Below are 20,897 nucleotides of genomic sequence, written 5' to 3'. Positions count from 1 at the left end.
GGCTACCCGCCTCCTGGTTGTCTCACCCCGACCGCCCGCCGGGTAGGTTTCGACACATGCCGACGCCACGGCGGCGGCCGGCCCAACCAGTGCGAGCACGAAGGAGTGCAGGTGCGCGAGTTCTCCGTCCCGCCGATCGTCACCGTTGGCGACGCGGCCAACCTCACCGATCCGGTCTGGGACAACGCCGAAGTCGCGCCCGACACCGTCCAGTTCGCCCGCCCCACCCCGCGCGCCGACGGCACCGTCACCGAATGGACCGAGGTGACCTGCCTCCAGTTCCGCGACGAGGTGGCCGCCGTGGCCCGCGGGCTGATCGCCGCCGGCATCGAGCCCGGTGTCCGGGTCGGGCTGATGAGCCGCACCCGCTACGAGTGGACGCTGCTCGACTACGCCATCTGGACCGTCGGTGCCGTGACGGTGCCTATCTACGAGACGTCCAGCGCCGAGCAGGCCGCGTGGATCCTCGAGGACTCCAACGCGGTCGCCGTCGTGGTGGAGAGCGAGGCCCACGCCGCCCTGATCGCCGGTGTCCGGCATCGACTGCCGGAGCTGGGCCAGGTCTGGCAGATCGACAGCGGCGGGGTCGACGAGCTGGTCACCACCGGTGCCACCGTCGAGCTGGCCGAGGTCGAGCGGCGGCGCAAGGCCGTCCGCGCCGGCGACCTGGCCACGATCATCTACACCAGCGGCACCACCGGCCGGCCCAAGGGCTGCGTGCTCACCCACCGCAACATGTACGCCGACATCGCCAACGCGGTGCCGGTGCTGCCGAACCTGTTCAACGCCGGCGCGAGCACCCTGCTCTTCCTCCCGCTGGCGCACGCCTTCGCCCGACTCATCCAGATCGGCGTCGTTCAGGCGCGAGCCACCATGGCGCACTGCGCCGACACCAAGAACCTGGTCGCCGAGCTACAGGCGTTCCGGCCGACCTTCGTGCTCTCCGTACCCCGGGTCTTCGAGAAGGTCTACAACGCCGCCAAGCAGAAGGCCGAGGCGGACGGCAAGGGCGGCATCTTCGCCCGCGCCGAGCAGGTCGCCATCGCGTACAGCGAGGCGCTGGAGACCCCGGGCGGCCCCGGCCTGGCGCTGCGCGCCCAGCACGTGGTCTTCGACCGGCTGGTCTACCGCAAGCTGCGCGCCGCGCTCGGCGGACGGTGCCGGGACGCGATCTCCGGCGGCGCGCCCCTCGGCGCCCGGCTCGGCCACTTCTTCCGGGGCATCGGCGTGACGGTCCTGGAGGGCTACGGCCTCACCGAGACCTCGCCCGCCGCCGCCGCGAACCTGCCCAGCGGCACCCGGATGGGCAGCGTCGGCCGTCCGCTGCCCGGCGTGACAGTGCGGATCGAGGACGACGGCGAGATCCTGATCTCCGGCGAGCTGGTCTTCCAGGGCTACTGGCGCAACGAGACAGCGACCGCCGAGACGATCAGCGCCGACGGCTGGTTCCGCACCGGCGACCTGGGCCAGCTCGACTCCGACGGCTACCTGAGCATCACCGGCCGCAAGAAGGAGCTGATCGTCACCGCCGGCGGCAAGAACGTCGCCCCGGCGGTACTGGAGGACCTGGTCCGGGCGCACCCGCTGATCAGCCAGTGTGTCGTGGTCGGCGACCGGAAGCCGTTCATCGCGGCACTGGTCACCGTCGACGAGGAGGCGCTGCCGACCTGGCTGGAGAGCGCCGGCATGCCCCTCGACACCACCATCGAGCAGCTGCGCGAGCACGAGGGCCTCCGCAAGGAGATCCAGGCCGCGATCGACGCCGCGAACCAGGCCGTGTCGAAGGCCGAGGCGATCAAGGTGTTCCGGGTCCTGCCCCACGACTTCACCGAGGCGACCGGCGAGCTGACCCCGTCGCTCAAGGTCAAGCGCCAGGTTGTCCACAAGACGTACGCGGCGGAGATCGCCGATATCTACCGAGGCTGACTACCATCCGTCACGTGCCCGCATCCACAGCCACCGCCCCGCACCCGCATCCCCTCGCCGCGGCCGCCCGCGTGGTGATGCTGGCGCTGATCGCCATCCTGACCCTGTTCGCCACCCGCGACGTCACCCAGCTCTGGTGGATCGCGCTGCTGGCGGTGGCCGGGCTGCCGTCGCTGCTGGCACCGCAGCACCGGCTGGTCGGCCCGCTGAGCCGGGTGGCCGAGGTGGTGGTGCTGGGGCTGGCCGCGAGCCACGTCGCCGCTGTGGCGTCCATCGGTGGCACAGTCGACGGCCTGGGCGCCTCGGCGGTGCTGCCCTACCTGGCGGTCCCGGTGACCGTCACCGCGCTGCGCCGCCGCTTCCCGGAGGGCGCCGCGCTGCTCGTGGTCACCGCCGCGACCCTGCTGCTCAGCGGCGCGCTGACCCGGGTCGACGGTGATCTCCAGCTCGGCCAACTGGGTTACCTCGCGGTCTGCGCGCAGTGGCTGATCCTGGCGGCGCTGGGGCTCTACGCCGCCGGCACGCTACACCGGGTGATGGCGGTCCGCGGTGAGGGCAAACCCCAGCCGTACGCCGAGGCGACCCGGCTGCTGACCCAGCTGCGGACTGTGGCCCGGCAGCTGCCCGGGGCGACCCTGGATCCGGGCGGCATCTCCGAGCACCTGCTGGAGGAACTGCGCACCGTGGCCCGCGCGGACCGGGGCGCGGTGCTGTCGGCCAGCGGCGGAGGTCGGCTCGTGGTGCTCGCCCAGGCCGGCGTCGACCGGGTTGACTGGGAGACGACGCTGGACGCGGACTCGGCGATCGCCGACGCCTGGGCCACCCAGCAGGCCACCACTGCCGCCAGGTCGCAGTCCCGCTCGCACCGCGGTGGCGACGTGTCCGCGCTGATCATTCCGCTGGTCGCCGGGGTGCGCACTGTGGGGCTGGTGGTGCTGGAGGCCGATGCCGCGCACGCGTACCCACCGCCGGTGGTGTCCCGGGTGACAGCACTGACCCGACCGGCCGCACTGCGGCTGGAGGCGGCGCTGCTCTTCGACGAGGTGCGCTCGCTGGCCACCAACGAGGAGCGGCAGCGGCTGGCCCGGGAGATCCACGACGGGGTGGCCCAGGAACTGGTGATGGTCGGCTACGGCATCGACAACGCCCTGGCCACCGTCTTCGACGACGCCGACGAGACCGCCGAGGCCCTGCGTACGCTACGCGGGGAGGTGACGCGGGTGATCCAGGAGCTGCGGCTGAGCCTCTTCGAGCTGCGCAGCGAGGTGGACCGGCAGGGTGGGTTGGCCGCGGCGATCGCCGAGTACGCGCGCACAGTGGGCGCGTCCGGCGGGCTGCGGGTGCACCTCTCGCTGGACGAGTCCACCGCCCGGCTGCCGGCCGCCACCGAAGCCGAGTTGCTGCGCATCGCGCAGGAGGCGGTGACCAACGCGCGCAAGCACGCCGGGGCGTCGAATTTGTGGGTCACGTGTGAGGTCGACCCCCCGTACGCGCAAATAGAAGTGTCGGATGACGGTCAGGGGATGGCTGACCAGCGCCCGGACGGGCGGTACGGTCTTGCGATCATGGCCGAGAGGGCGGAACGTATCCGGGGCCGGTTGGAGATCAGGCCGCGGCAACCCAGCGGCACGACTGTGGCGGTGGTTCTCGGCACCTCGGCCCGGCGCGATAACGTGCGCGGCAGCGCAGCACCAGAAGGGGAGTAACCCGAGGATGACCACAAGTCCGATACCGGCCACCCGTACCAAGGTCCTCCTTGTCGACGATCATGACCTGATTCGCAAGGGTTTGCGGCACGCCTTCGAGCGGGACCGCCAGTTCGAGGTCGTCGGTGAGGCGGCCACGGCGGCGGAGGGAGTACGCCAGGCCGGCGCCTTGCAGCCGGACGTGGTGATCATGGATCTGCGGCTGCCCGACGGCAGCGGCCTGGAGGCCACCCGCGCACTGCGGAAGTCCAGCGCGTCGATGGGCATCGTGGTGCTGACCATGTACGCCGGCGACGACCAGCTCTTCGGCGCCCTGGAGGCCGGCGCGAGCGCCTTCGTGCCGAAGACCGCCCCGGCCGACGAGGTGGTGGCCGCCGCACGGCACGCCGCCTCCTCCCCCAGCGCGTTCACCGCGGCCGACCTGGCCGAGGCGATGAAGCGCCGGCTCGCCCCGTCCGGCCCGCAGTTGTCTCCCCGGGAGGGGCAGGTGCTGCGGCTGCTCGCCGACGGGATGAGCGTGGCGGGCATCGCCAAGCAGCTGTTCGTCAGCGAGTCCACGGCGAAGACGCACATCTCGAAGCTCTACGAGAAGCTCGGCGCGGCCAACCGGGCTCAGGCCCTGATGACCGCGCTCCGGCTGGGCCTGCTCGAGGCACCGGACGCGCCGAAGTTCTGACCTGCCTCCCGCTCGTTCAGCGGGACGACGCGACCGACGGTCCGCGCCAGCTTCGGCCGGCGCGGACCGTCGCGCATCGACCGACGTCGGCGGGCAACCTTCGGCGCGCTATGGTCTGGCGTGCGTGGCGGGTGCACAATACCCGCGCGGGCGACGATGCTCGCGTCGCGGATTCGAGGGGTGAAACGCATGCAGCGGCCGGACTGGGCACCCGACACCATCGACATCGAGCGCCCGAGCGTCGCGCGGATGTACGACTACTACCTCGGCGGCTCACACAACTTCGCCGCCGACCGGGCCGCGGCGCAGGCCATGGTCGCCGCGGTGCCCGAGGCACCGTTGATGGCCCAGGCCAACCGGGCGTTCCTGCGCCGTGCCGTGCACCACCTCGCCGACGCCGGGATCCGGCAGTTCCTGGACATCGGTTCGGGCATCCCGACGGTCGGCAACGTGCACGAGATCGCCCAGCAGCTCGACCCGCAGTCGCGAGTGGTCTATGTGGACGTCGACCCGGTGGCGGTGGCGCACAGCCGTGAGATCCTCGCCGGCAACGAGCAGGCCGCGGTCGTGCAGGAGGACCTGCGTAACCCGGAGGCGATCCTGGCCCATCCGGACGTCCGCAAGCTGCTCGACCTGAGCCAACCGGTGGCCGTGATGGTGGTGGCCGTCCTGCACTTCGTCCCCGACGAGGACCGGCCGGCGGAGCTGCTGCGGACGCTGCGGGACGCGTTGGCGCCCGGCAGCTACCTGGTGCTGTCGCAGGCCAGCGACGACGGGCGCAGCGAGGACGAACGCGCCGAGGCGGAGCGGGTCTACCGGCGCACCGACAACCCGCTGTCGGTGCGCAGCCGCGCCGAGCTGACCGCGCTCTTCGACGGCTTCGAGCTGCTCGACCCCGGCGTGGTCTGGGTGCCCGAGTGGCGACCGGACACTCCGGAGAGCGCGGAGGACGCCGAGCGGGCGGTCTTCATGGGCGGCGTCGGGCGCCTCGGTGACTGAGTCGCCCCGGGCGAACCCCTACCCGGGGACGTTCGCCCGGGCCTGGGCGAAGGCGGTCTCCGGTACCAGCTACCTACCGATGACCCAGGCCCAGTTGGAGTCCCTGCTGGACCGGCTCACCGGGCAACTGGCCGGGGCGTTGCTCACCGAGCCGTTCGACCTGCGTGCCGGGCACCGGGTCGGCGCCGAGTTGGTCGCCGCGCACATCGCCTCCGCCGAAGGGCTGGGTCGTACCGTCGAGGTCATCCAGCTCCGCCTGGTGCGCGACCTGGGCCTGGTGGCCGAGGACGTCGAGGACCGGATGGCCCGGCTGCTGGCGGCCGTGGCGACCGGCTACGCCCGCGCGCTGCGCGACCGGACGCTCGACGAGCAGGAGTCGATCCGCCGCGCCGCCATGCGGGCCCGTACGCAGGCCGAGCGGGCGCTGCGGGCCAGCGAGGCCCGGTTCCGGCATCAGGCCACCCACGACCCGCTCACCGGTCTGCCCAACCGGACGCTGTTCACCGAACGGCTCGCCGCGGCGCTCAACGAGCCGGGCCGGGGCGCGCAGCGGGTCGGGGTGTGCTTCCTGGACCTGGACCGCTTCAAGGTGGTCAACGACACGCTGGGGCACCAGATCGGCGACCTGCTGCTGGCCACTGTGGCCGAGCGGCTGCGCAAGGCCATGGGCGAGCACCTGGTGGCCCGGCTCGGTGGCGACGAGTTCGTCATCCTGGTGGAACACACCGCCGGCACCGACGACATGGTGGCGGTGGCCGAGACCGCGCTCGCCGCGGTACGCACACCGGCGCTGGTCGACGGGCACGAGCTGCAGATCTCGGCGAGCATCGGCATCGTCGAGCGCCAGGTGGCCGGGGCCAACCCGACCGACCTGATGCGGGCCGCCGACAGCACCCTGCACTGGGCGAAGTCCGCCGGTGGGGCGCGCTGGGCGCTCTACGACGCCGAGCGCAACCAACGTGAACTGGCCCGCTACGCGCTCTCCGCGGCCATCCCGGCGGCGTTGGAGCGGGGCGAGTTCTACCTCGACTACCAGCCACTGACCTCGCTGCGCGACGGCAGCCTGGTCGGCGTGGAGGCGCTGGTCCGCTGGCGGCACCCCGAGTTGGGGGTGCTACGCCCGGACAGCTTCATCGGGTTGGCCGAGGAGACCGGCCTGATCGTCCAGCTGGGCGGTTGGGTGTTGGCCGAGGCGTGCCGCGAGGCCGAGGCGTGGTCGGCCGGGGGTGTCACCGCGCCCTTCGTCAGCGTCAACCTGGCGGTACGGCAGGTGCACCGGCCCGGGTTGGTGCAGGAGGTCCGCGCGCTGCTGCGGCAGACCGGCCTGCCACCGGAACGGCTCCAACTGGAGATCACCGAGAGCACGATGATGAGCACCGCCGAGGAGCCGGTCCGCGCCCTGCGGGTCCTTGCCGACCTCGGGGTACGCATCGCCATCGACGACTTCGGCACCGGCTACAGCAACCTGGCGTACCTGCGGGACCTGCCGGTGACCGAGCTGAAGGTGGCCGGGGAGTTCGTGGCCGGCCTGCGCTCGCCCTCCGTCGGCCGCACCGACGAGCGGATCCTCGCCTCGCTGGTCTCGCTGGCGCACGCGCTGGACCTGACCGTCACCGCCGAAGGTGTGGAGACCGCCGGGCAGGCCGAGCGGCTACGCGCGATCGGCTGTGACGCAGCGCAGGGCTGGCACTTCGGCCGCCCGGCCCCCGCCGATCGCATCCTGGCCCGCATCCGCTGACCCTCGGGCCCGCCCACTCCCCCCAAACTGCGGCCCCACCGCCGAGGTAGACGGCGTCTACGGAAGCTGGTAGACACTGTCTATGAGCGCGGACGAGACGGGGCTGCGCGCTCGGTTGGTGGCCGCCGGTGTTGACCTGGTGCTGCGCGAGGGCCAGTCGGCGGTGTCGCTGCGGGAGATCGCCCGCCGTGCCGGGGTCTCGCACGGCGCACCGCGCCGCTACTTCCCCACCCACGTCGACCTGCTCTCCGCCATCGCCCGGGAGGGCTTCGCCGACCTCACCGCCCGGGTCGAGCGAACGCTGCGTGACCTCGGCCCGGACCCGCGTACCCGATTGACCGCGCTGGCCCGGACGTACCTGGACTTCGCGGCGGACCACCGTGGCATGTTCGAGATGATGTTCCGCCACGACCTACTGGACAGCGGCCGACTGCGGCTGCGCGAGACGAGCCTGCCGCTGTTCGCCGTCCTGGCCGACCTGGTGGCGCAGGCGCGCCGGCCCACCGACGCGCCCGCGGCGGTGCTGGCCGGCGCGCTCTGGGCGAACCTGCACGGCATCGCCCAACTCTGGGCCTGGGGCAGCCTGCCGCTGGCCACCGGAGCCACCGACGACGACGCCCTGCTGCGCGCCGCGTTGGAGGCCCACCTCGGCCCCGCGCCCGCCTGAAACTCGACCCCGGAGGACACGTGCCCCTGCTGTACGACGTCACCAAGCTGACCGTCGGCACCGCGCTGCGGTTTGGCTGGCGGCCCCGGGTGGAAGGGCTGGAGCATCTGCCCCGACACGGCGGCGCGATCCTCGCCGGCAATCACCTGTCCGTCGCCGACGAGCTGTTCCTCGTCACCGCGACGCCCCGACACGTCACCTTCTGGGCGAAGGTCGAGTACTTCAACGGGCGGGGTCCGGGCGGCTGGCTGAACCGGCGGATCGTCGCCGGCATGGGTGCCATCCCGGTCGACCGCGCCGACGGCCGGGCCGCCCTGCGCGCCCTCGACGCCGCCGTACCGGTGCTGCGCGCCGGCGGCCTGGTCGCCGTCTACCCGGAGGGCACCCGCTCCCCGGACGGGCGGCTCTACCGGGGCCGGGTCGGGATGACCCGGCTGGCCCGCGACGCCGAAGTGCCGATCATCCCGGTCGGCGTGACCGGCACCGCCGAGGTGCTGCCTGTCGACGCGCGGCTGCCCCGTCGACACCCGATCGCCCTGCGGTTCGGCCCGCCGATCCCGGTCGCCGAGCGGATCAACGGGCCACGCGACATCCGGACGGTCACCGACGAGGTGATGGCGGCGATCCAGAAACTCACCGGCCAGGAGTACGTGCCGCACTACGCGCCCGCCCGGGAGAGCTGAACGACGGCGGCGATCAGCCGGCGAGCAGTGCCGCCATGCGTTCCGCCTGCGCCTCCCAGCGCCACTCCCGTTCCACCCACGCCCGGCCAGCCGCGCCCAGCTGACGGGCCAGGTCCCGGTCGGCGAGCAGCCGGGCGACCCGGTCGGCAAGCTGGGCGACGTCCCGACCGCGGACGACGTAGCCGGTCTCCCCCTCCCGGACCGCGTCCGGCGCGCCACCGGAATCACCTGCCACCACCGGCAGGCCGGTCGCGGATGCCTCCAGGTAGACGATGCCCAGCCCTTCGACGTCGAGGCCGCGGTTGCGGGTGCGGCACGGCATCGCGTAGACGTCACCGGCCGCGTAGTGCGCCGGCAACTCCACCGACGGCACGGTGCCGGTGAACACCACATCCCGTTCCACACCGGTCTGGCGGGCCAGCTTCTCCAGGGTCGCCCGGTACGGCCCGCCACCGACGATCAGCAGCGCCGCGTCGGGCACCTGGCGGCGGATCTCCGGCAGGGCCCGGATCAGGGTGTCCTGACCCTTGCGCGGCACCAGCCGGGACACACAGACGACCACCGGCCGGTCGGTCAACCCCAGCCGGGCCCGGACCTGTTCACCGTCCACGCTCGGGTGGTAGGTGTCCACGTCGACCCCGGGCGCGAGGCGGCGCAGCTCGGTCACCCCGTCCAGCACCCGGGCCAACCGGCTGCGGGTGTACTCGCCGAGATAGGTGGTCACGTCCACACCCCGACCGATGCGCCGCAGCGCCGGCCGGGCAGCCGGCACCGCCGCCCAACCGACCTCGTGCCCGTGGGTCTGCGCCACCACCCGGCGGATGCCGGCCCGACGCCGCAGGCCGGCCGCGAGCAGGCCCAACGGGGCCGCCGCGCCGAACCACACGGTGTCGCAGTCGTACGAGCGAGCCAACCGGGCCGCCCTGCGAGCGATCAACGGGGTCGGCAACAACACCCGGGTACGCTCCCGGATCACCTCGAACGGCTGGTCGGCGTCGAACTTCGCGGCCCCGCGCCAGCTCGACGCGTAGACGACCACCGAGCCGGCCGGTTGACGGACCGCGAGGTTGTGCACGAACGACTGGATCCCACCCGGGCGGGGCGGAAAGTCATTGGTGATCAGCAGGGTGCGGTTCATCGGCCGGCCTCCCGGGCGTACGCGCGGGCGGCGGCCATCCGCTCCACTGTCGACGGATGTGAGGCCGAATAGAGGTATTCCCAGCGGGGCGGGTCGGGGTCGCCGAGGTTGACCGAGCCGAGCCGGCGCTGCATCGACTCGAAGGACTCGGGGTCGTTGGTGAGCGCGAGCGCGTGCGCATCGGCCCGCGCCTCCACCCGTCGGGACATCAGCGCCTGCACCGGAGCGGCAACCAGCCCGGCCACCGTGACCAGGGCGACCAGCAGTGGGAACGCACGCGGTTGGGCCACCGAGTCGACACCGGCCAGCCGCAGCAGCGGCCCCCACGAGCCGAGCAGGTAGAGCGCCACCACGGCGGCCGCGGCGCCCAGCGCCCCGGTCAGCGTGCCGGCCGCCACGTCGGAGTCCTTCGCGTGCCCCAACTCGTGCGCCACGACGGCGGTCACCTCGGCCGGGGTCGCCTCCCGCAGCAGCGTGTCGTAGACGACCACCCGTCGGGTCGGCCCGAGACCGGAGACGTACGCGTTGACCGCCCTGGTGCGCCGGGAGGCATCGGCGACCAGCACGTCACGCACCGGCACCCCGTCGCGGGCGGCCATGCTCATCAGCTCGGTGCGCAACGGGCCCTGCTCCATCGGGGTGAACCGGTTGAACACCGGCTCCACCAGCACCGGCAGCACGAACGACAGCAGCACCACCAGCACCGCCGCGCCGGCCGCACCGAACGCCCACCACCAGCGCGGCGCGAGCCGGATGACCGCGTAGAAGCCGAACAGCGCCACCGCGCCGATCACCGCGCTGACGGCGTACGACTTGAGCAGGTCGACCGCCCAGCCGCTCCAGCCGTTGGTGCTCAACCCGTAGCGGGTGAGCACGCTCTGCCGCCAGGCGGCGAACGGGAGCGTCACCAGGTCGGCGACGAGCACCACCGCCAGCCCGCCGAGCACAGCCTGTGCTGCCCAGTGCCCACCGAACGGCCTGCCCACCAGCTCGACCAGGCGACTGCCCAGCGGGGTCAACCCGAGCGCGAGGGCGATCAGCAGCCCGACGGCGAGTGCGGCATAGCCACCGGGACGCAGCGCGGCCCGGAACTCCCGCCCCCTGGCCACCTGCTCGGCCGGAAGGTCGCGCAGCGCGGCGAGTTGGTCGGCCCGGGGTGCCGGCGGGCGGTGCCACGGGATGAGCAGCGCGGCCAGCACGACCAGCGCGAGGGTGAGCCCGGCCAGGGTCAGCAGCGCCCAGCCGCGCGGGGTCACCGCGTCACCGCCCGTTGTTCCCCGTTCATCGCGCCGCTCCTCCTGCCGTGACCGCTCATCCTATGGCCCGCGAGAAGCCCGCTTCCGGGCGCGGTGCCGCGCTCAGGCGACGCGGCGGGTGGCACGACGGCGAGCTGCCTCCGGGCGCGCGGGCGCGGCCAGCACCTCCACGTCGAAGCCAGCCCGGGCGAACACCTCGATGGCTTCGACCTCGGCGGCGACCAACCCGGCCGCCGGGGACGTCTCGTCGAACAGGGCGGTCAGCGGGCAGCCGGAACAGCCGTCGGCCCGCTTCGCGCACCCGTCGCAGTCGATGAGCATCGTGCCTCCTGATCGGCTCTCGGCGCTCGGTCGACGCCCTTTCGTCGCCGACCGAGCACCGTCGGTGACATCGACACTAACCACCGGGTACGACAGGAACCCCGTCCGACCGCCCGTTTCAGGGCTAGATCCACTCCAGATCAGCGATATCGGGGTATCCCACCCGGCCGGAACCCCGACACCGAGGAACCCGACGAACTCATGCCGTCAACCGACGGAGGGGCGTCGTTTGGCCGACCGGCCACCCGGGCACTGGGCGACGGTGGCCGACCTCGATGCTTCGTCCGTCGTGGACTTCCGGTACTCCCCTCGCCGACACCGCCGCGCCAAGGTCGTCGCTGTGCTGGGCGCCGCGGCTCTGCTGGCCGCCTACGCGGCGCTGTTCGACGAGCCCTGGTGGCAGGCACCGCTGCGGTTCGGCTGGATCGGCGCCGTCGTCGCGCTCGTCCTCAACTGGCAACTGCGCCGGCAGCCTCGTCTGCCGCTGCGGCTGACCGACGAGACGCTGCACCTGACCGGACCGAACGGCACCGGGCTCAGCATCGACTGGGTCAACATGACCAGCGCCCAGGTCCGAGGCCGCCTGGATCCGCGGCTGGTGGTCACGCCACGCGACCCGGAGCAGACCCGGCCCCCCATGCGACCCGGGCAGTGGTCGACGCCCGGACGCGGCCCCTACGAGCTGGTCGTCCGGCTCAACTGGATGACGCCGGGCCCCGACACACTGCGTCGTGAGCTGGCCCGGCGACTACCGGCCACCTGACCGGCGGCCGCCCCGAGCGCCGGCCATGCCGAGCGGTCGAACGCCGGAGCGTCGGCATGGCCGGAGCCGCCGAGCGGCCGAGCGGCCGTTGGGGCGAGGTCTCAGCCCTGCGCGTCGAGGTCACGCAAGGCGAAGCGGAGGTGCTGCCACTCCTCGCCGAAGATGACGTGAAGGCAGTGCAGGACCGACACCTGCTTCTCGGGCCACCAGGCGGCCGGCCGAGTCTCGGCGAGCAGCTCCGGTGTGACGGCCACGAGAAAGTCGCGCACCATCGCCTGCCGCTCGGCCCGCAGCTCGACGGTCGCGGCGAACGTCGGCTGCTCGACGGCGAAGATCGACACGTCGAAGCCCTCCGTCTCGTACTCGGCATGGGGTTGCCCGAGCGGGTGGAAGGGCTGCGGCAGGCGCAGGATCGACTTGCCCAACCAGGTGTCGGCGGCGAACGCGAGGTGGCGCAGTGTCTGCGCGAACGACCACTCCCCGTCGATCGAGACGTCGACAGCACCCTCGGGCATGGACACAGCCCGGTCGACCGCCGCCGCCCAGGCCCGTTCGAGTGCCGCCCACGCCACCCGGAGGTCGTCCGGATTGTCGGCGTGCCGGAGGTCGCGACCGGGAAACCGCCTGTTGAGTTCGGCCTCGACCAGCGGTACGACATCGACGCCGTTGATCAGGAACGTGCCCTCGGCCAGCCACGGCGCGTCGATGTCCAGAGCATCCACATCGACGCCGCGCATCACCGCACCGGCCAGCGTCGACCTGTTGAACCGGGCACCTCGCAGGTCCCGGTCGACGAAGTCCTTGACGTCGTCCTGTGCCATGGCGACTCCCATCCCTCGGCGGTCGCGGCGATGCTAGCGCCGGGGTGGGACAGGTTGAGGCACAGCGCGACGTGGGGCGCGCCGGCCGGGCTCACCCAACCCTCGCCGGGACCCGGCCCGTCGACGGGTCGGCCCGCTGCGGTCAGGAGCGGGCGAGCCGCCGTAGCAGCGAGTCCGCGCCCAGCGGGTAGGCGCCGTGCCGGCGTACCCCGTCGGCGACCTCGCGGTCCGACGAGACCACTACCACCGGCCGGCCCGCCGGCTCGGCACGGACCAGTCGCCGGATCAGCTCGTCGGCGGTCTCACCCTTGCGGGAGAAGAGCACCCGTACGCCGCGCGGCGCGGGCGGCAGCCCGTGCATCCGCTCGGCGCCGTCGAAGACCACAGTGACCTCGTCGCCGGTCTGCGCGGCGATCCCGCCCAGCCCGGTGATCAGGCGCTTGCGCTGCTGCTCCAGGGACATCTCGCCGAAGCCACGCTTGGTGACGTTGTAGCCGTCCACCACCAGGTGCGCCCGGGGCAGGGCGAGCAACTGGTCGAGCCGGGCCGGGTCGTCGGTGTCGCGGGCGCGGGCGGCGGGGCCGGCCGGGGCGGTGCCCGGCTGCTCGGCGAACGCGTCGGCGACGAAGTCGGCGGGGAGTTTGTCCACCGGGTCGAGCGCCAGCTCCCGGCGCAGCCCGACGGCGGCCTGGCCGATGGTCTCCAGGAGCAGCCAGAGCCGGGCGTCGTCGACCGAGCGGGCCTCCTTGGCGCTGGCCCGGGCCACCCCGGCGGCGGCCTCGGCCTCGGCCAGCCGGGCCCGGGCGCGGCGGAGTTCGGCGTCCACGTCGGCGCTGGCGCGGGCGGCCCGGCCTCGCTCGGTGGCCAGCAGTTCGGTGGCCTTCCGCTCGCGGGCCTGGGTCTCCCGCAGGGTGCGGGCCACCTGTCGGGACTCCTCGCGGAGCTGACCCAGCTCCTCGCGGACGCGGGCCAACTCGTCGCGGAGCTTCTCGGCCTCGACCCGGGCCACCGCGCGGTCGTGCTCGGCCCGGGTGGCCCGCTGCTCGGCCTCGCGGACCAACTCGGCGACGACCGCGCTGTCCGCCTCGGCGCGCACTGCCGCGCCGCTGGCGTCGATCAGCTCCCGCCAGCCACGGGGCCGGGCCAGGTAGGCCAGCGCGGCCACCTCGACCGGGTCGGCGGCGGCCGGTGCGGTGCCCTCGACCACTGCCGCGCCGAGGTCGCCGGCGTCGGCCAGGACCCGTGCGGTGACCCGCTGCCGGAACAGCGGGTCGGCGGTCAGCTGGGCGGCGATGACCGGCGCGCCGAGTCGGGCGCGTCGGTTGGGGGCGAACTTGGCCACCCGGCGCAACGGCACCGGGACCTCGTCGGTGGGAAGGGTGGGCAGCACCGCGGCGGTCAGCGTCACGATCCGCTGCCGGACCGACTCGGGCAGGGTCGGCTCCGGCTCGGCGGCGGGGCCGTCACCAGTCGTCGTCGGGCCTGATGCGCCAGAGGTGTCGGTGACTACGTTGTCGTCCGGGTTGCCCAGGGCCCCGTCGAGCGCGACCGGATCCTCCTGCGGGAGGTGGTCGTCGTACGGCTCGGTGAGGGGCATGTGGCAAGTCTCCCACCGCGACCGGGCCCACCGCCCGGTGAGTGAGCCGATCTCTCATCCTAGCCCCATGGTGACGGATGGGACGGCTGCGACGGGAGTGTCGGACCGGGGCGCTAGCGTGCCGCCGATGGCACAGGCGGAGTACGTCCAGGAGTCACTGGCCGGTCTCGACCCGGCGGTGGGCGGGGTGGACCCGGCGCTGCCGCTCTACGCGACGACGTTCGTGGTGGTCGACCTGGAGACCACCGGCGGCGCGCCGGACGGCGGCGGCATCACCGAGATCGGCGCGGTCAAGGTGCGCGGTGGCGAGCAGTTGGGGGTGCTGGCGACCCTGGTCAACCCGGGCCAGCCGATTCCGCCGTTCATCACGGTGCTGACCGGCATCACCCAGGCCATGCTGGTGCCGGCGCCACCGATCGAGCAGGTGCTGCCGAGCTTCCTGGAGTTCATCGACGACGCGGTGCTGGTGGCCCACAACGCCCCGTACGACGTGGGCTTCCTCAAGGCCGCCTGCGCCAAGCACGGCTACCGCTGGCCCAACCCCCGGGTCCTGGACACGGCGGCACTCGCCCGCCGGGTGCTGACCCGCGACGAGGTGCCCAACCGCAAGCTTGGCACCCTGGCCGCCTACTTCCGCACCGCCACCCAGCCCACCCACCGGGCGTTGGACGACGCGAAGGCCACTGTCGACGTGCTGCACGGGCTGATCGGTCGGCTCGGCGGGCACCGGGTGGACACGGTCGGCGACGCCATCGAGTTCGCCCGCGCTGTCTCCCCGACCCAGCGCCGCAAACGGCACCTGGCCGAAGGGCTGCCCAAGGTCCCCGGCGTCTACATCTTCCGGGCCGCCGACGACCGGCCGCTCTACGTGGGCACCTCGGTCGACATCGCCACCCGGGTGCGCAGCTACTTCACCGCCGGCGAGAAGCGCGCCCGGATCTCCGAGATGCTGGGCGCGGCCGAGCGGGTGGAGGCGGTGGAGTGCGCCCACTCGTTGGAGGCTGAGGTCCGTGAGCTGCGGTTGATCGCCGCGCACGCCCCGCCGTACAACCGCCGGTCCAAATACCCGGAACGAATGGTCTGGCTCAAGCTGACCGACGGTCCGTACCCTCGGCTGTCGATCGTCCGCGACCTCTCCCCCACCGACACCGCGTACCTCGGGCCGTTCACCTCCCGGCGGGCCGCCGAGCTGGCCGCCGCCGGTTTCCACGACGCGGTGCCGCTGCGCCAGTGCACGCACCGGCTCTCCCTACGCACCGTCACGCCAGCCTGCGCGCTGGCCGAGCTGGGTCGCTGCCCGGCGCCCTGCGAACACAAGATCACGCCCGAGGAGTACGACGACAGGGCCGCCGCGCCCTTCCGCACCGCGACGGCCAGCGATCCGCAGCCGGTGGTGGACGCGCTGCTCGCACGGATCGACGTGCTCTCCCGCGACCAGCGCTACGAGGAGGCCGCCGTGGTGCGGTTCCGGCTGGCCGCCGTGCTGCGGGCCACAGTGCGGATGCAGCGGCTGGCCGCGCTGACCGGGATCGTCGAGTTGGCCGCGGCCCGGCCGGCTGCTCGGGGCGGCTGGGAGTTGGCGCTGGTCCGGCACGGCAGACTGGCCGGCGCGGGGGTGTCCCCGCCGGGCGTGCACCCGCGTCCCACGTTGACCACGATCCGGGCCACCGCCGAGACGGTGTCGGGTGGGCACGGTCCGGTGCCGGCCGCCACCGCCGAGGAGTCCGAGCGGATCCTGTCCTGGTTGGAACGACCGGAGACCCGACTCGTCGAGATGTCCTCCGGTTGGTCCTCTCCGGCGAGTGGCGCGGGCCGCTTCCGTGACCTGCTGGCGAAGGCCGAGAGCGGCGCGTCCCACCAACTCTCGACCGAACGCTCATGACCAACTGACCGATCGGACTACGTTGACTCGCTTAGGCTGTTAGAGAAGTGCAGTCCTGCCCGATTCGTGGGCCTGCTCCCCCGCCGGGTCCCGGCGGTGCGGAGCCGGGGTGAGGAGGTGTCCCTCGTGGACGTCGACGCCGGACACGGCGCCGCCCTGGGGGGCGCCCTGCCGACACAGCCGGGTGAGCTGCCGCTCGCCCGCCGGCTGCGGTCGCTGCTCAGCTGGCCGACCACCGACTCGGACCCGGTCACCCAACTGGTCCGCACCCACCGGGGCATCCACGCCGGCACCGACCCCGCGGTGTTGCGCCGTGCCTACACGATCGCGGAAAACATGCACCGCGGGCAGTTCCGCAAGAGCGGGGAGCCGTACATCACCCATCCCCTCGCGGTGGCGCAGATCTGCGCCGAGCTGGGGATGGACACCACCACCCTGGTCGCGGCGCTGCTGCACGACACCGTGGAGGACACTCGCTACACCCTCCAGGCGCTCTCCGAGGACTTCGGCGGCGAGGTGGCCCACCTGGTCGACGGGGTGACCAAGTTCGACAAGGCGTTCTACGGCAAGGCCGCCGAGGCGGAGACGGTCCGCAAGATGATCGTCGCGGCCGCCAAGGACGTCCGGGTGCTGATCATCAAGCTGGCCGACCGGCTGCACAACATGCGGACGCTCGGAGTGCGCTCCGCGTCGTCGCGGGAACGGATCGCCCGCAAGACCCAGGAGGTGCTGGTCCCGCTCTGTGATCGGCTGGGCATCCAGACGCTCAAACGCGAGCTGGACGACGTGGTGCTGCTGCACCTCGAGCCCGACGAGCACGCCCGGCTGGCCCGGCACGTGCACGATCGGCCGGGCTGGGATTCCTACCTCGACTCGGTCGTCACCCGGACCCGGGTGGCGCTGCGCCGCAGCCGGGTCGACGCCGAGGTCAGCCCCCGTCCCCGGCACCTCTACTCGATCTGGAAGGACACCATCGCCGGCGGCCACACCGCCCCGTACGACCTGCCCCGCATCGTGGTGGTGGTCGACGGCCCGGCCACCGACTGTTACGCCGCGCTGGGCGCGATCCACGGCACCTGGCGACCGGTGCCCGGCCGTTTCAAGGACTTCATCGCCTCACCGAAGAACAACCTCTACCGTTCGCTGCACACCAGCGTCTGCGGCCCTCAGGACCGCACGGTGGAGGTGCTGATCCGCACCGAGGAGATGCACCGCTCGGCCGAGTACGGCATCGCTGCCGACTTCCGGTTCCCCCGCTCCGGCAGCACCGCCGCGGCCCGTGCCGAACAGTTGGACTGGCTGCGGCGGGTGCTCGACTGGGAGCCGGACGCCGCCGATCCGGCACAGTTCTACGAGTCGCTGCGCTGCGACCTGGCCGAGGGGCAGATCCAGGTGTTCGCCGACGGACGGCAGGTCGTGCTGCCGGCCGGTGCCACGCCTGTCGACCTCGCGTACGAGCTGGGCAACGACCGGGGCGACCACTGCCTCGCCGCACGCATCAACGGTCGGCTGGCCCCGCTCAGTTCGGAGCTGGACGAGGGCGACGTGGTGGAGATCTTCACCGAGAACGACGGCGACAACGGCTTCGAGGCCGGTGTGGCGCCGCGCGGCCCCCGGCGGGAGTGGCTGACCTTCGTCAAGTCGCCGCACGCGCAGATGCAGATCAACAGGTGGTTCGCCGAGCACACCGAGCCCGGCATCACGATCAGCGACAAGGTACGCCTCGGTCGGGCCACCATCGGGCTCGCCCTGCGCCAGCACAACCGGGGCCTCGCCAGTGACCTGCCACTGCTGCGCCTTTCGGAGGAGTTGGGCTACCCCGACCTGGAGACCCTGTTGGTAGCGGTCTTCGACCGGGTGATCGAACCGGACACCGTGGTCCGCCAGCTCATCGACCTGGTCGACCATCGACAGTGACCCGCCAGGCCCCAGCGCGACCGAGGGACATTCGTGACCACTAGCCTGGAGTCATGATCCCCCGCTCCCGCGCCACCGGTCGGGCCCTCTTCTACCAGGCCTTCTACCGGCTGCCGCTGCCGGTGCGTCGGCAGCTGGTCCGGCTGGCCGTGCCCAAGTACATCGTTGGCGCGGTGACCCTGGTCCGGGACACCGAGGCGACGGGCGCGGGTCGGTTGCTGATGCTGCGCCAGCCGCCCGGCAAGGGTTGGTCACTCCCCGCCGGCCTGCTCAATCGGGGTGAGGCCCCGGTGGTGGGCGCGGCCCGTGAGCTGTTCGAGGAGTCCGGCGTCCGGCTCCCACCGTCGCGGCTGCGCCCGGCGGTGCCGAACGCGATCGTGCACGCCAAGGGCTGGGTGGACATGGTCTTCGAGGCCGAGGTTCCGGCGTCCAGCACCGAGCTGACCGTCGACGGCGGGGAGGTGTTCGAGGCCGCCTGGCACCCCCTGGACGACCTGCCCAAGCTGACCTGGCCGACGGCCCGGCTGCTCGCCTACTACGACATCGGGCCGTTGGCCGGGCAGTTCCCGCCGCCGGTGCCCGACGACACCCCGTGACCGGGGCGGCCGGGGTGCCGGCGGAGCTGTGCGCGGTGGTGCTGGCCGCCGGCGAGGGCACGCGGCTTCGCCCGCTCACCGAACGGCTGCCCAAGGCGCTCTGCCCGGTAGGCAACGTCGCCCTGCTGGATCGGGCGTTGGCGCGGCTGGCCGGCCTGGGCCTGACCGGTCCCGATCGGGTGGCGGTGAACGCCTGCTACCTCGGCGATCAGGTGGTGGCGCACGTCGGCGACCGCGCACACCTGTCGGTGGAGCCGGGCGACCCGCTGGGCACCGCGGGCGGGGTGGCCAACCTGCGGGACTGGATCGACGGGCGGCCGGTGCTGGTCGGCAACGCCGACGCGTACCTCGCCGACCCGGCTGCTCCCCCGGGCCCGGACGTGGCCGCCCTGCTCGACGGCTGGGACGGGCACACCGTACGTCTGCTCGGCCAGCCCGCCGCGGACCCGGCGGCGCCGGGCACCTTCGCCGGGCACTGCTTCACCGGGTTCTCGCTGCTGCCCTGGCGGCTGGTCCGGGACCTGCCTGTCGTCTTCTCGGACCTGGTTCGCGCCGTGTGGCGTCCGGCCGAGGCCGCGGGCGCTCTGACGGTGGTGCCGTACCCGGGCACCTTCTTCGACACCGGCACCCCGGCCGACTACCTGTCGGCCAACCTGCACGCCGCGGCCGGCGGCGTTCTCGTCGAGGAGTCCGCGACGGTGACCGGCCACTGTGTGGAGTCGGTCGTCGGCGCGGGCGCGCGGGTGGACGGTGACGTGTTCCGCACCGTGGTGTGGCCGGGCGCGACCGTACGGGCCGACGAGCGGCTGCGGAACGTGATCCGGGCCGGGAGCGACCTGACCGTGCCCTGCCCCGCCCAGGGCTGAGCCCTGACGGCTCCCGCCTCCGGTCCGGGGGCGGAACATCTAGCATGGGCGACGACGCCGACGAACGGAGAAATGCCCCGTGATCACCGCGATCGTGCTGATCGACTGCGCCACCGATGCGATCCCCGAGGTGGCGGAGAACCTGGCCAACCTTCCCGGTGTCAGCGAGGTCTACTCGGTGGCCGGGCACGTCGACCTCATCGCCATCGTCCGGGTCCGCGAGTTCGACCAGATCGCCCAGGTCATCGCGGGCAGCATCTCCAAGGTCCCGGGCGTGCTCAACACCGAGTCCCACATCGCCTTCCGGGCGTACTCGCAGCACGACCTGGAGGAGGCGTTCGCGATCGGTCTGGCCAGCGCCGACTGACCGGCTCGCCGTTGCGGGGCACGCGCCGGGCCCCACGGCGGCGCGTAGCGCGCACAGGGCGGCCGGCCCACCACGAGGGTGGACCGGCCGTCTGCTGTGGCTACGTCAGCTCTCGCTGGGAGCCGGTACCTCGGTGCTGCCGCCGCCGGGAGCCGGCGACTCGGTGCCGGTGCCGCCCGGAGCCGGCGACTCGGTGACAGTGCCGCCCGGAGCCGGGGACTCAGTGCCGGTGCCGCCCGGGCTGGGCGTACCGCTGGCGCTGGTCTGCGGAACCGGGATGCCCAGCTTGTTGGCGAGCGCCACCAACTCGTCGTAGTGCGTCTGCAGCGTCGGAAGCGCCGTCTGCGCCAACTGGACCACCGACTGCTCGGAGCCCTGCGAGATCTCCGTCTGGGTGGCCTGGATGGCCTGGACGTGGCCGGCCAGCTCACTGGTCACCCAGAGCCGGTCGAACTCCGCGCCGCTGGCGTTGTTCAGCTTGTCGATGACCGCCTGCTGATCGGCACTGGGCTCGTTCGGCAGTTCCACCCCGAGCTGCGACGCGGTCTGCTGCACCGTCTGGTCCAGCTGGGTGTGGTCGGTCTTCAGCATCGCGCCCAGGTCCTTGACCCCCTGGTCCTGACCCTTCTGCTGAGCCAGGTCACCAGCGGTGATCTCGAACAGGTTGACCTGGTGTACCGCCTGCAGGTACTGGGTGTCCTGCGTTGACGGCTGTGCCGCGGCCTGCGCGGCCGCAGCCGGCGCGACACCGACAAGTACCAGCGCGGCCAACAGGCCGAGGCGTTTGATACCCAACATGCTTCCCCCCCTTGAGACGTTGGACCGCACGGATACCCGGCTCACCGTGGTTATTCCTGCGATCGCCCGTCGCGCGGGGTCGACCGGTCCCATCAGGGGCGTCCGACTCCTGGTCGGATGGGACGGGGGGTGTGGATACGACGGAGCGCCCGCCGGAATCCGGCGGGCGCTCCGTAACCG

General features: G+C 72.8%; 19 protein-coding genes. 13 read left to right on the top strand and 6 right to left on the bottom strand.

Annotation, left to right across the window (positions count from 1 at the left end; all coding sequences use genetic code 11):
• The first annotated feature begins 111 nt into the window (after nt 1-111).
• The 7 genes from OG992_RS29500 to OG992_RS29470 all read left to right on the top strand — a co-directional run bounded on the left by OG992_RS29500 (nt 112) and on the right by OG992_RS29470 (nt 8,395).
• Nucleotides 112-1,926 (top strand): long-chain fatty acid--CoA ligase, encoded by a 1,815-nt coding sequence (locus tag OG992_RS29500; RefSeq protein ID WP_266304862.1) that lies wholly within the window; start codon nt 112-114, stop codon nt 1,924-1,926.
• A gap of 14 nt (nt 1,927-1,940) precedes the next feature.
• Nucleotides 1,941-3,632 carry a GAF domain-containing sensor histidine kinase gene (locus tag OG992_RS29495; RefSeq protein WP_238682828.1) on the top strand — a complete coding sequence of 564 codons (1,692 nt, stop codon included), beginning with the start codon at nt 1,941-1,943 and terminating at the stop codon, nt 3,630-3,632.
• Between the two features lie 7 nt (nt 3,633-3,639).
• A complete protein-coding gene (locus OG992_RS29490) occupies nt 3,640-4,308 on the top strand; it encodes a response regulator transcription factor (protein WP_030337723.1) in 669 nt (222 codons plus the stop codon).
• Between the two features lie 189 nt (nt 4,309-4,497).
• Nucleotides 4,498-5,307, top strand: coding sequence for an SAM-dependent methyltransferase (locus OG992_RS29485; RefSeq protein ID WP_238682875.1), 810 nt, complete (start codon nt 4,498-4,500; stop codon nt 5,305-5,307).
• A 79-nt stretch (nt 5,308-5,386) separates the two neighbouring features.
• A complete protein-coding gene (locus OG992_RS29480) occupies nt 5,387-7,045 on the top strand; it encodes a bifunctional diguanylate cyclase/phosphodiesterase (protein WP_238682874.1) in 1,659 nt (552 codons plus the stop codon).
• Between the two features lie 82 nt (nt 7,046-7,127).
• Nucleotides 7,128-7,712 (top strand): TetR/AcrR family transcriptional regulator, encoded by a 585-nt coding sequence (locus OG992_RS29475; protein WP_266304861.1) that lies wholly within the window; start codon nt 7,128-7,130, stop codon nt 7,710-7,712.
• Nucleotides 7,713-7,732: 20 nt separating this feature from the next.
• Entirely contained in the window at nt 7,733-8,395 is a 663-nt protein-coding gene (locus OG992_RS29470) for a 1-acyl-sn-glycerol-3-phosphate acyltransferase (protein WP_238682826.1), read from the top strand.
• Between the two features lie 13 nt (nt 8,396-8,408).
• Here OG992_RS29470 and OG992_RS29465 read toward each other — a convergent pair whose 3' ends face one another.
• From OG992_RS29465 to OG992_RS29455, 3 genes are all read right to left on the bottom strand, one after another.
• Complete coding sequence (locus tag OG992_RS29465; protein ID WP_238682825.1) at nt 8,409-9,533, bottom strand: glycosyltransferase family 4 protein; 1,125 nt, start codon at nt 9,531-9,533, stop codon at nt 8,409-8,411.
• Nucleotides 9,530-10,789 carry a M48 family metalloprotease gene (locus tag OG992_RS29460; RefSeq protein ID WP_266304860.1) on the bottom strand — a complete coding sequence of 420 codons (1,260 nt, stop codon included), beginning with the start codon at nt 10,787-10,789 and terminating at the stop codon, nt 9,530-9,532. Before OG992_RS29460 ends, OG992_RS29465 begins: the two co-directional genes overlap by 4 nt.
• A gap of 102 nt (nt 10,790-10,891) precedes the next feature.
• Complete coding sequence (locus OG992_RS29455; RefSeq protein ID WP_196918964.1) at nt 10,892-11,110, bottom strand: hypothetical protein; 219 nt, start codon at nt 11,108-11,110, stop codon at nt 10,892-10,894.
• A gap of 229 nt (nt 11,111-11,339) precedes the next feature.
• Here OG992_RS29455 and OG992_RS29450 point away from each other — a divergent pair, with 229 nt between their 5' ends.
• Nucleotides 11,340-11,873, top strand: coding sequence for a hypothetical protein (locus tag OG992_RS29450; RefSeq protein WP_266304859.1), 534 nt, complete (start codon nt 11,340-11,342; stop codon nt 11,871-11,873).
• Between the two features lie 101 nt (nt 11,874-11,974).
• Here the strand turns inward: OG992_RS29450 and OG992_RS29445 are convergent, their stop codons facing one another.
• Nucleotides 11,975-12,694: a DinB family protein gene (locus tag OG992_RS29445; protein WP_266304858.1), complete on the bottom strand. Its 720-nt coding sequence runs from the start codon at nt 12,692-12,694 to the stop codon at nt 11,975-11,977.
• 142 nt (nt 12,695-12,836) lie between these two features.
• Nucleotides 12,837-14,291 (bottom strand): NYN domain-containing protein, encoded by a 1,455-nt coding sequence (locus tag OG992_RS29440; protein WP_266304857.1) that lies wholly within the window; start codon nt 14,289-14,291, stop codon nt 12,837-12,839.
• A 127-nt stretch (nt 14,292-14,418) separates the two neighbouring features.
• Here OG992_RS29440 and OG992_RS29435 point away from each other — a divergent pair, with 127 nt between their 5' ends.
• The 5 genes from OG992_RS29435 to OG992_RS29415 all read left to right on the top strand — a co-directional run bounded on the left by OG992_RS29435 (nt 14,419) and on the right by OG992_RS29415 (nt 19,919).
• Nucleotides 14,419-16,173: a DEDD exonuclease domain-containing protein gene (locus OG992_RS29435; RefSeq protein ID WP_238682820.1), complete on the top strand. Its 1,755-nt coding sequence runs from the start codon at nt 14,419-14,421 to the stop codon at nt 16,171-16,173.
• A gap of 126 nt (nt 16,174-16,299) precedes the next feature.
• The gene (locus OG992_RS29430) at nt 16,300-18,090 is read left to right on the top strand and encodes a bifunctional (p)ppGpp synthetase/guanosine-3',5'-bis(diphosphate) 3'-pyrophosphohydrolase (protein ID WP_238682873.1); all 1,791 of its coding nucleotides are present in this window, start codon (nt 16,300-16,302) and stop codon (nt 18,088-18,090) included.
• A 53-nt stretch (nt 18,091-18,143) separates the two neighbouring features.
• Nucleotides 18,144-18,686, top strand: a complete 543-nt coding sequence (locus OG992_RS29425; protein ID WP_238682819.1) for an NUDIX hydrolase — start codon at nt 18,144-18,146, stop codon at nt 18,684-18,686.
• Nucleotides 18,683-19,552: a sugar phosphate nucleotidyltransferase gene (locus tag OG992_RS29420; protein WP_266304856.1), complete on the top strand. Its 870-nt coding sequence runs from the start codon at nt 18,683-18,685 to the stop codon at nt 19,550-19,552. The genes OG992_RS29425 and OG992_RS29420 overlap by 4 nt, the downstream gene beginning before the upstream one ends.
• 79 nt (nt 19,553-19,631) lie before the next feature.
• Nucleotides 19,632-19,919, top strand: a complete 288-nt coding sequence (locus OG992_RS29415) for an Lrp/AsnC family transcriptional regulator (RefSeq protein WP_074313163.1) — start codon at nt 19,632-19,634, stop codon at nt 19,917-19,919.
• 105 nt (nt 19,920-20,024) lie between these two features.
• Here the strand turns inward: OG992_RS29415 and OG992_RS29410 are convergent, their stop codons facing one another.
• Complete coding sequence (locus OG992_RS29410; protein WP_238680080.1) at nt 20,025-20,717, bottom strand: DUF4142 domain-containing protein; 693 nt, start codon at nt 20,715-20,717, stop codon at nt 20,025-20,027.
• Nucleotides 20,718-20,897: the final 180 nt, after the last annotated feature.

It is taken from the genome of Micromonospora sp. NBC_00362 (genome assembly GCF_026342155.1).
GTDB classification, from domain to species: domain Bacteria; phylum Actinomycetota; class Actinomycetes; order Mycobacteriales; family Micromonosporaceae; genus Micromonospora; species Micromonospora hortensis.
The sequence above is the reverse complement of the archived record's forward strand: the minus strand, read 5'-3'. Positions and strand labels throughout refer to the sequence as shown.

Excerpts from the sequence above, each read along its gene's own strand:
- OG992_RS29490 (WP_030337723.1), top strand. The coding sequence starts at position 3,640 with ATGACCACAAGTCCGATACCGGCCACCCGTACCAAGGTCCTCCTTGTC.
- OG992_RS29485 (WP_238682875.1), top strand. The coding sequence starts at position 4,498 with ATGCAGCGGCCGGACTGGGCACCCGACACCATCGACATCGAGCGCCCG.
- OG992_RS29480 (WP_238682874.1), top strand. The coding sequence starts at position 5,387 with ATGACCCAGGCCCAGTTGGAGTCCCTGCTGGACCGGCTCACCGGGCAA.
- OG992_RS29475 (WP_266304861.1), top strand. The coding sequence starts at position 7,128 with ATGAGCGCGGACGAGACGGGGCTGCGCGCTCGGTTGGTGGCCGCCGGT.
- OG992_RS29465 (WP_238682825.1), bottom strand. The coding sequence starts at position 9,533 with ATGAACCGCACCCTGCTGATCACCAATGACTTTCCGCCCCGCCCGGGT.
- OG992_RS29455 (WP_196918964.1), bottom strand. The coding sequence starts at position 11,110 with ATGCTCATCGACTGCGACGGGTGCGCGAAGCGGGCCGACGGCTGTTCC.
- OG992_RS29445 (WP_266304858.1), bottom strand. The coding sequence starts at position 12,694 with ATGGCACAGGACGACGTCAAGGACTTCGTCGACCGGGACCTGCGAGGT.
- OG992_RS29440 (WP_266304857.1), bottom strand. The coding sequence starts at position 14,291 with ATGCCCCTCACCGAGCCGTACGACGACCACCTCCCGCAGGAGGATCCG.
- OG992_RS29435 (WP_238682820.1), top strand. The coding sequence starts at position 14,419 with ATGGCACAGGCGGAGTACGTCCAGGAGTCACTGGCCGGTCTCGACCCG.
- OG992_RS29425 (WP_238682819.1), top strand. The coding sequence starts at position 18,144 with ATGATCCCCCGCTCCCGCGCCACCGGTCGGGCCCTCTTCTACCAGGCC.
- OG992_RS29410 (WP_238680080.1), bottom strand. The coding sequence starts at position 20,717 with ATGTTGGGTATCAAACGCCTCGGCCTGTTGGCCGCGCTGGTACTTGTC.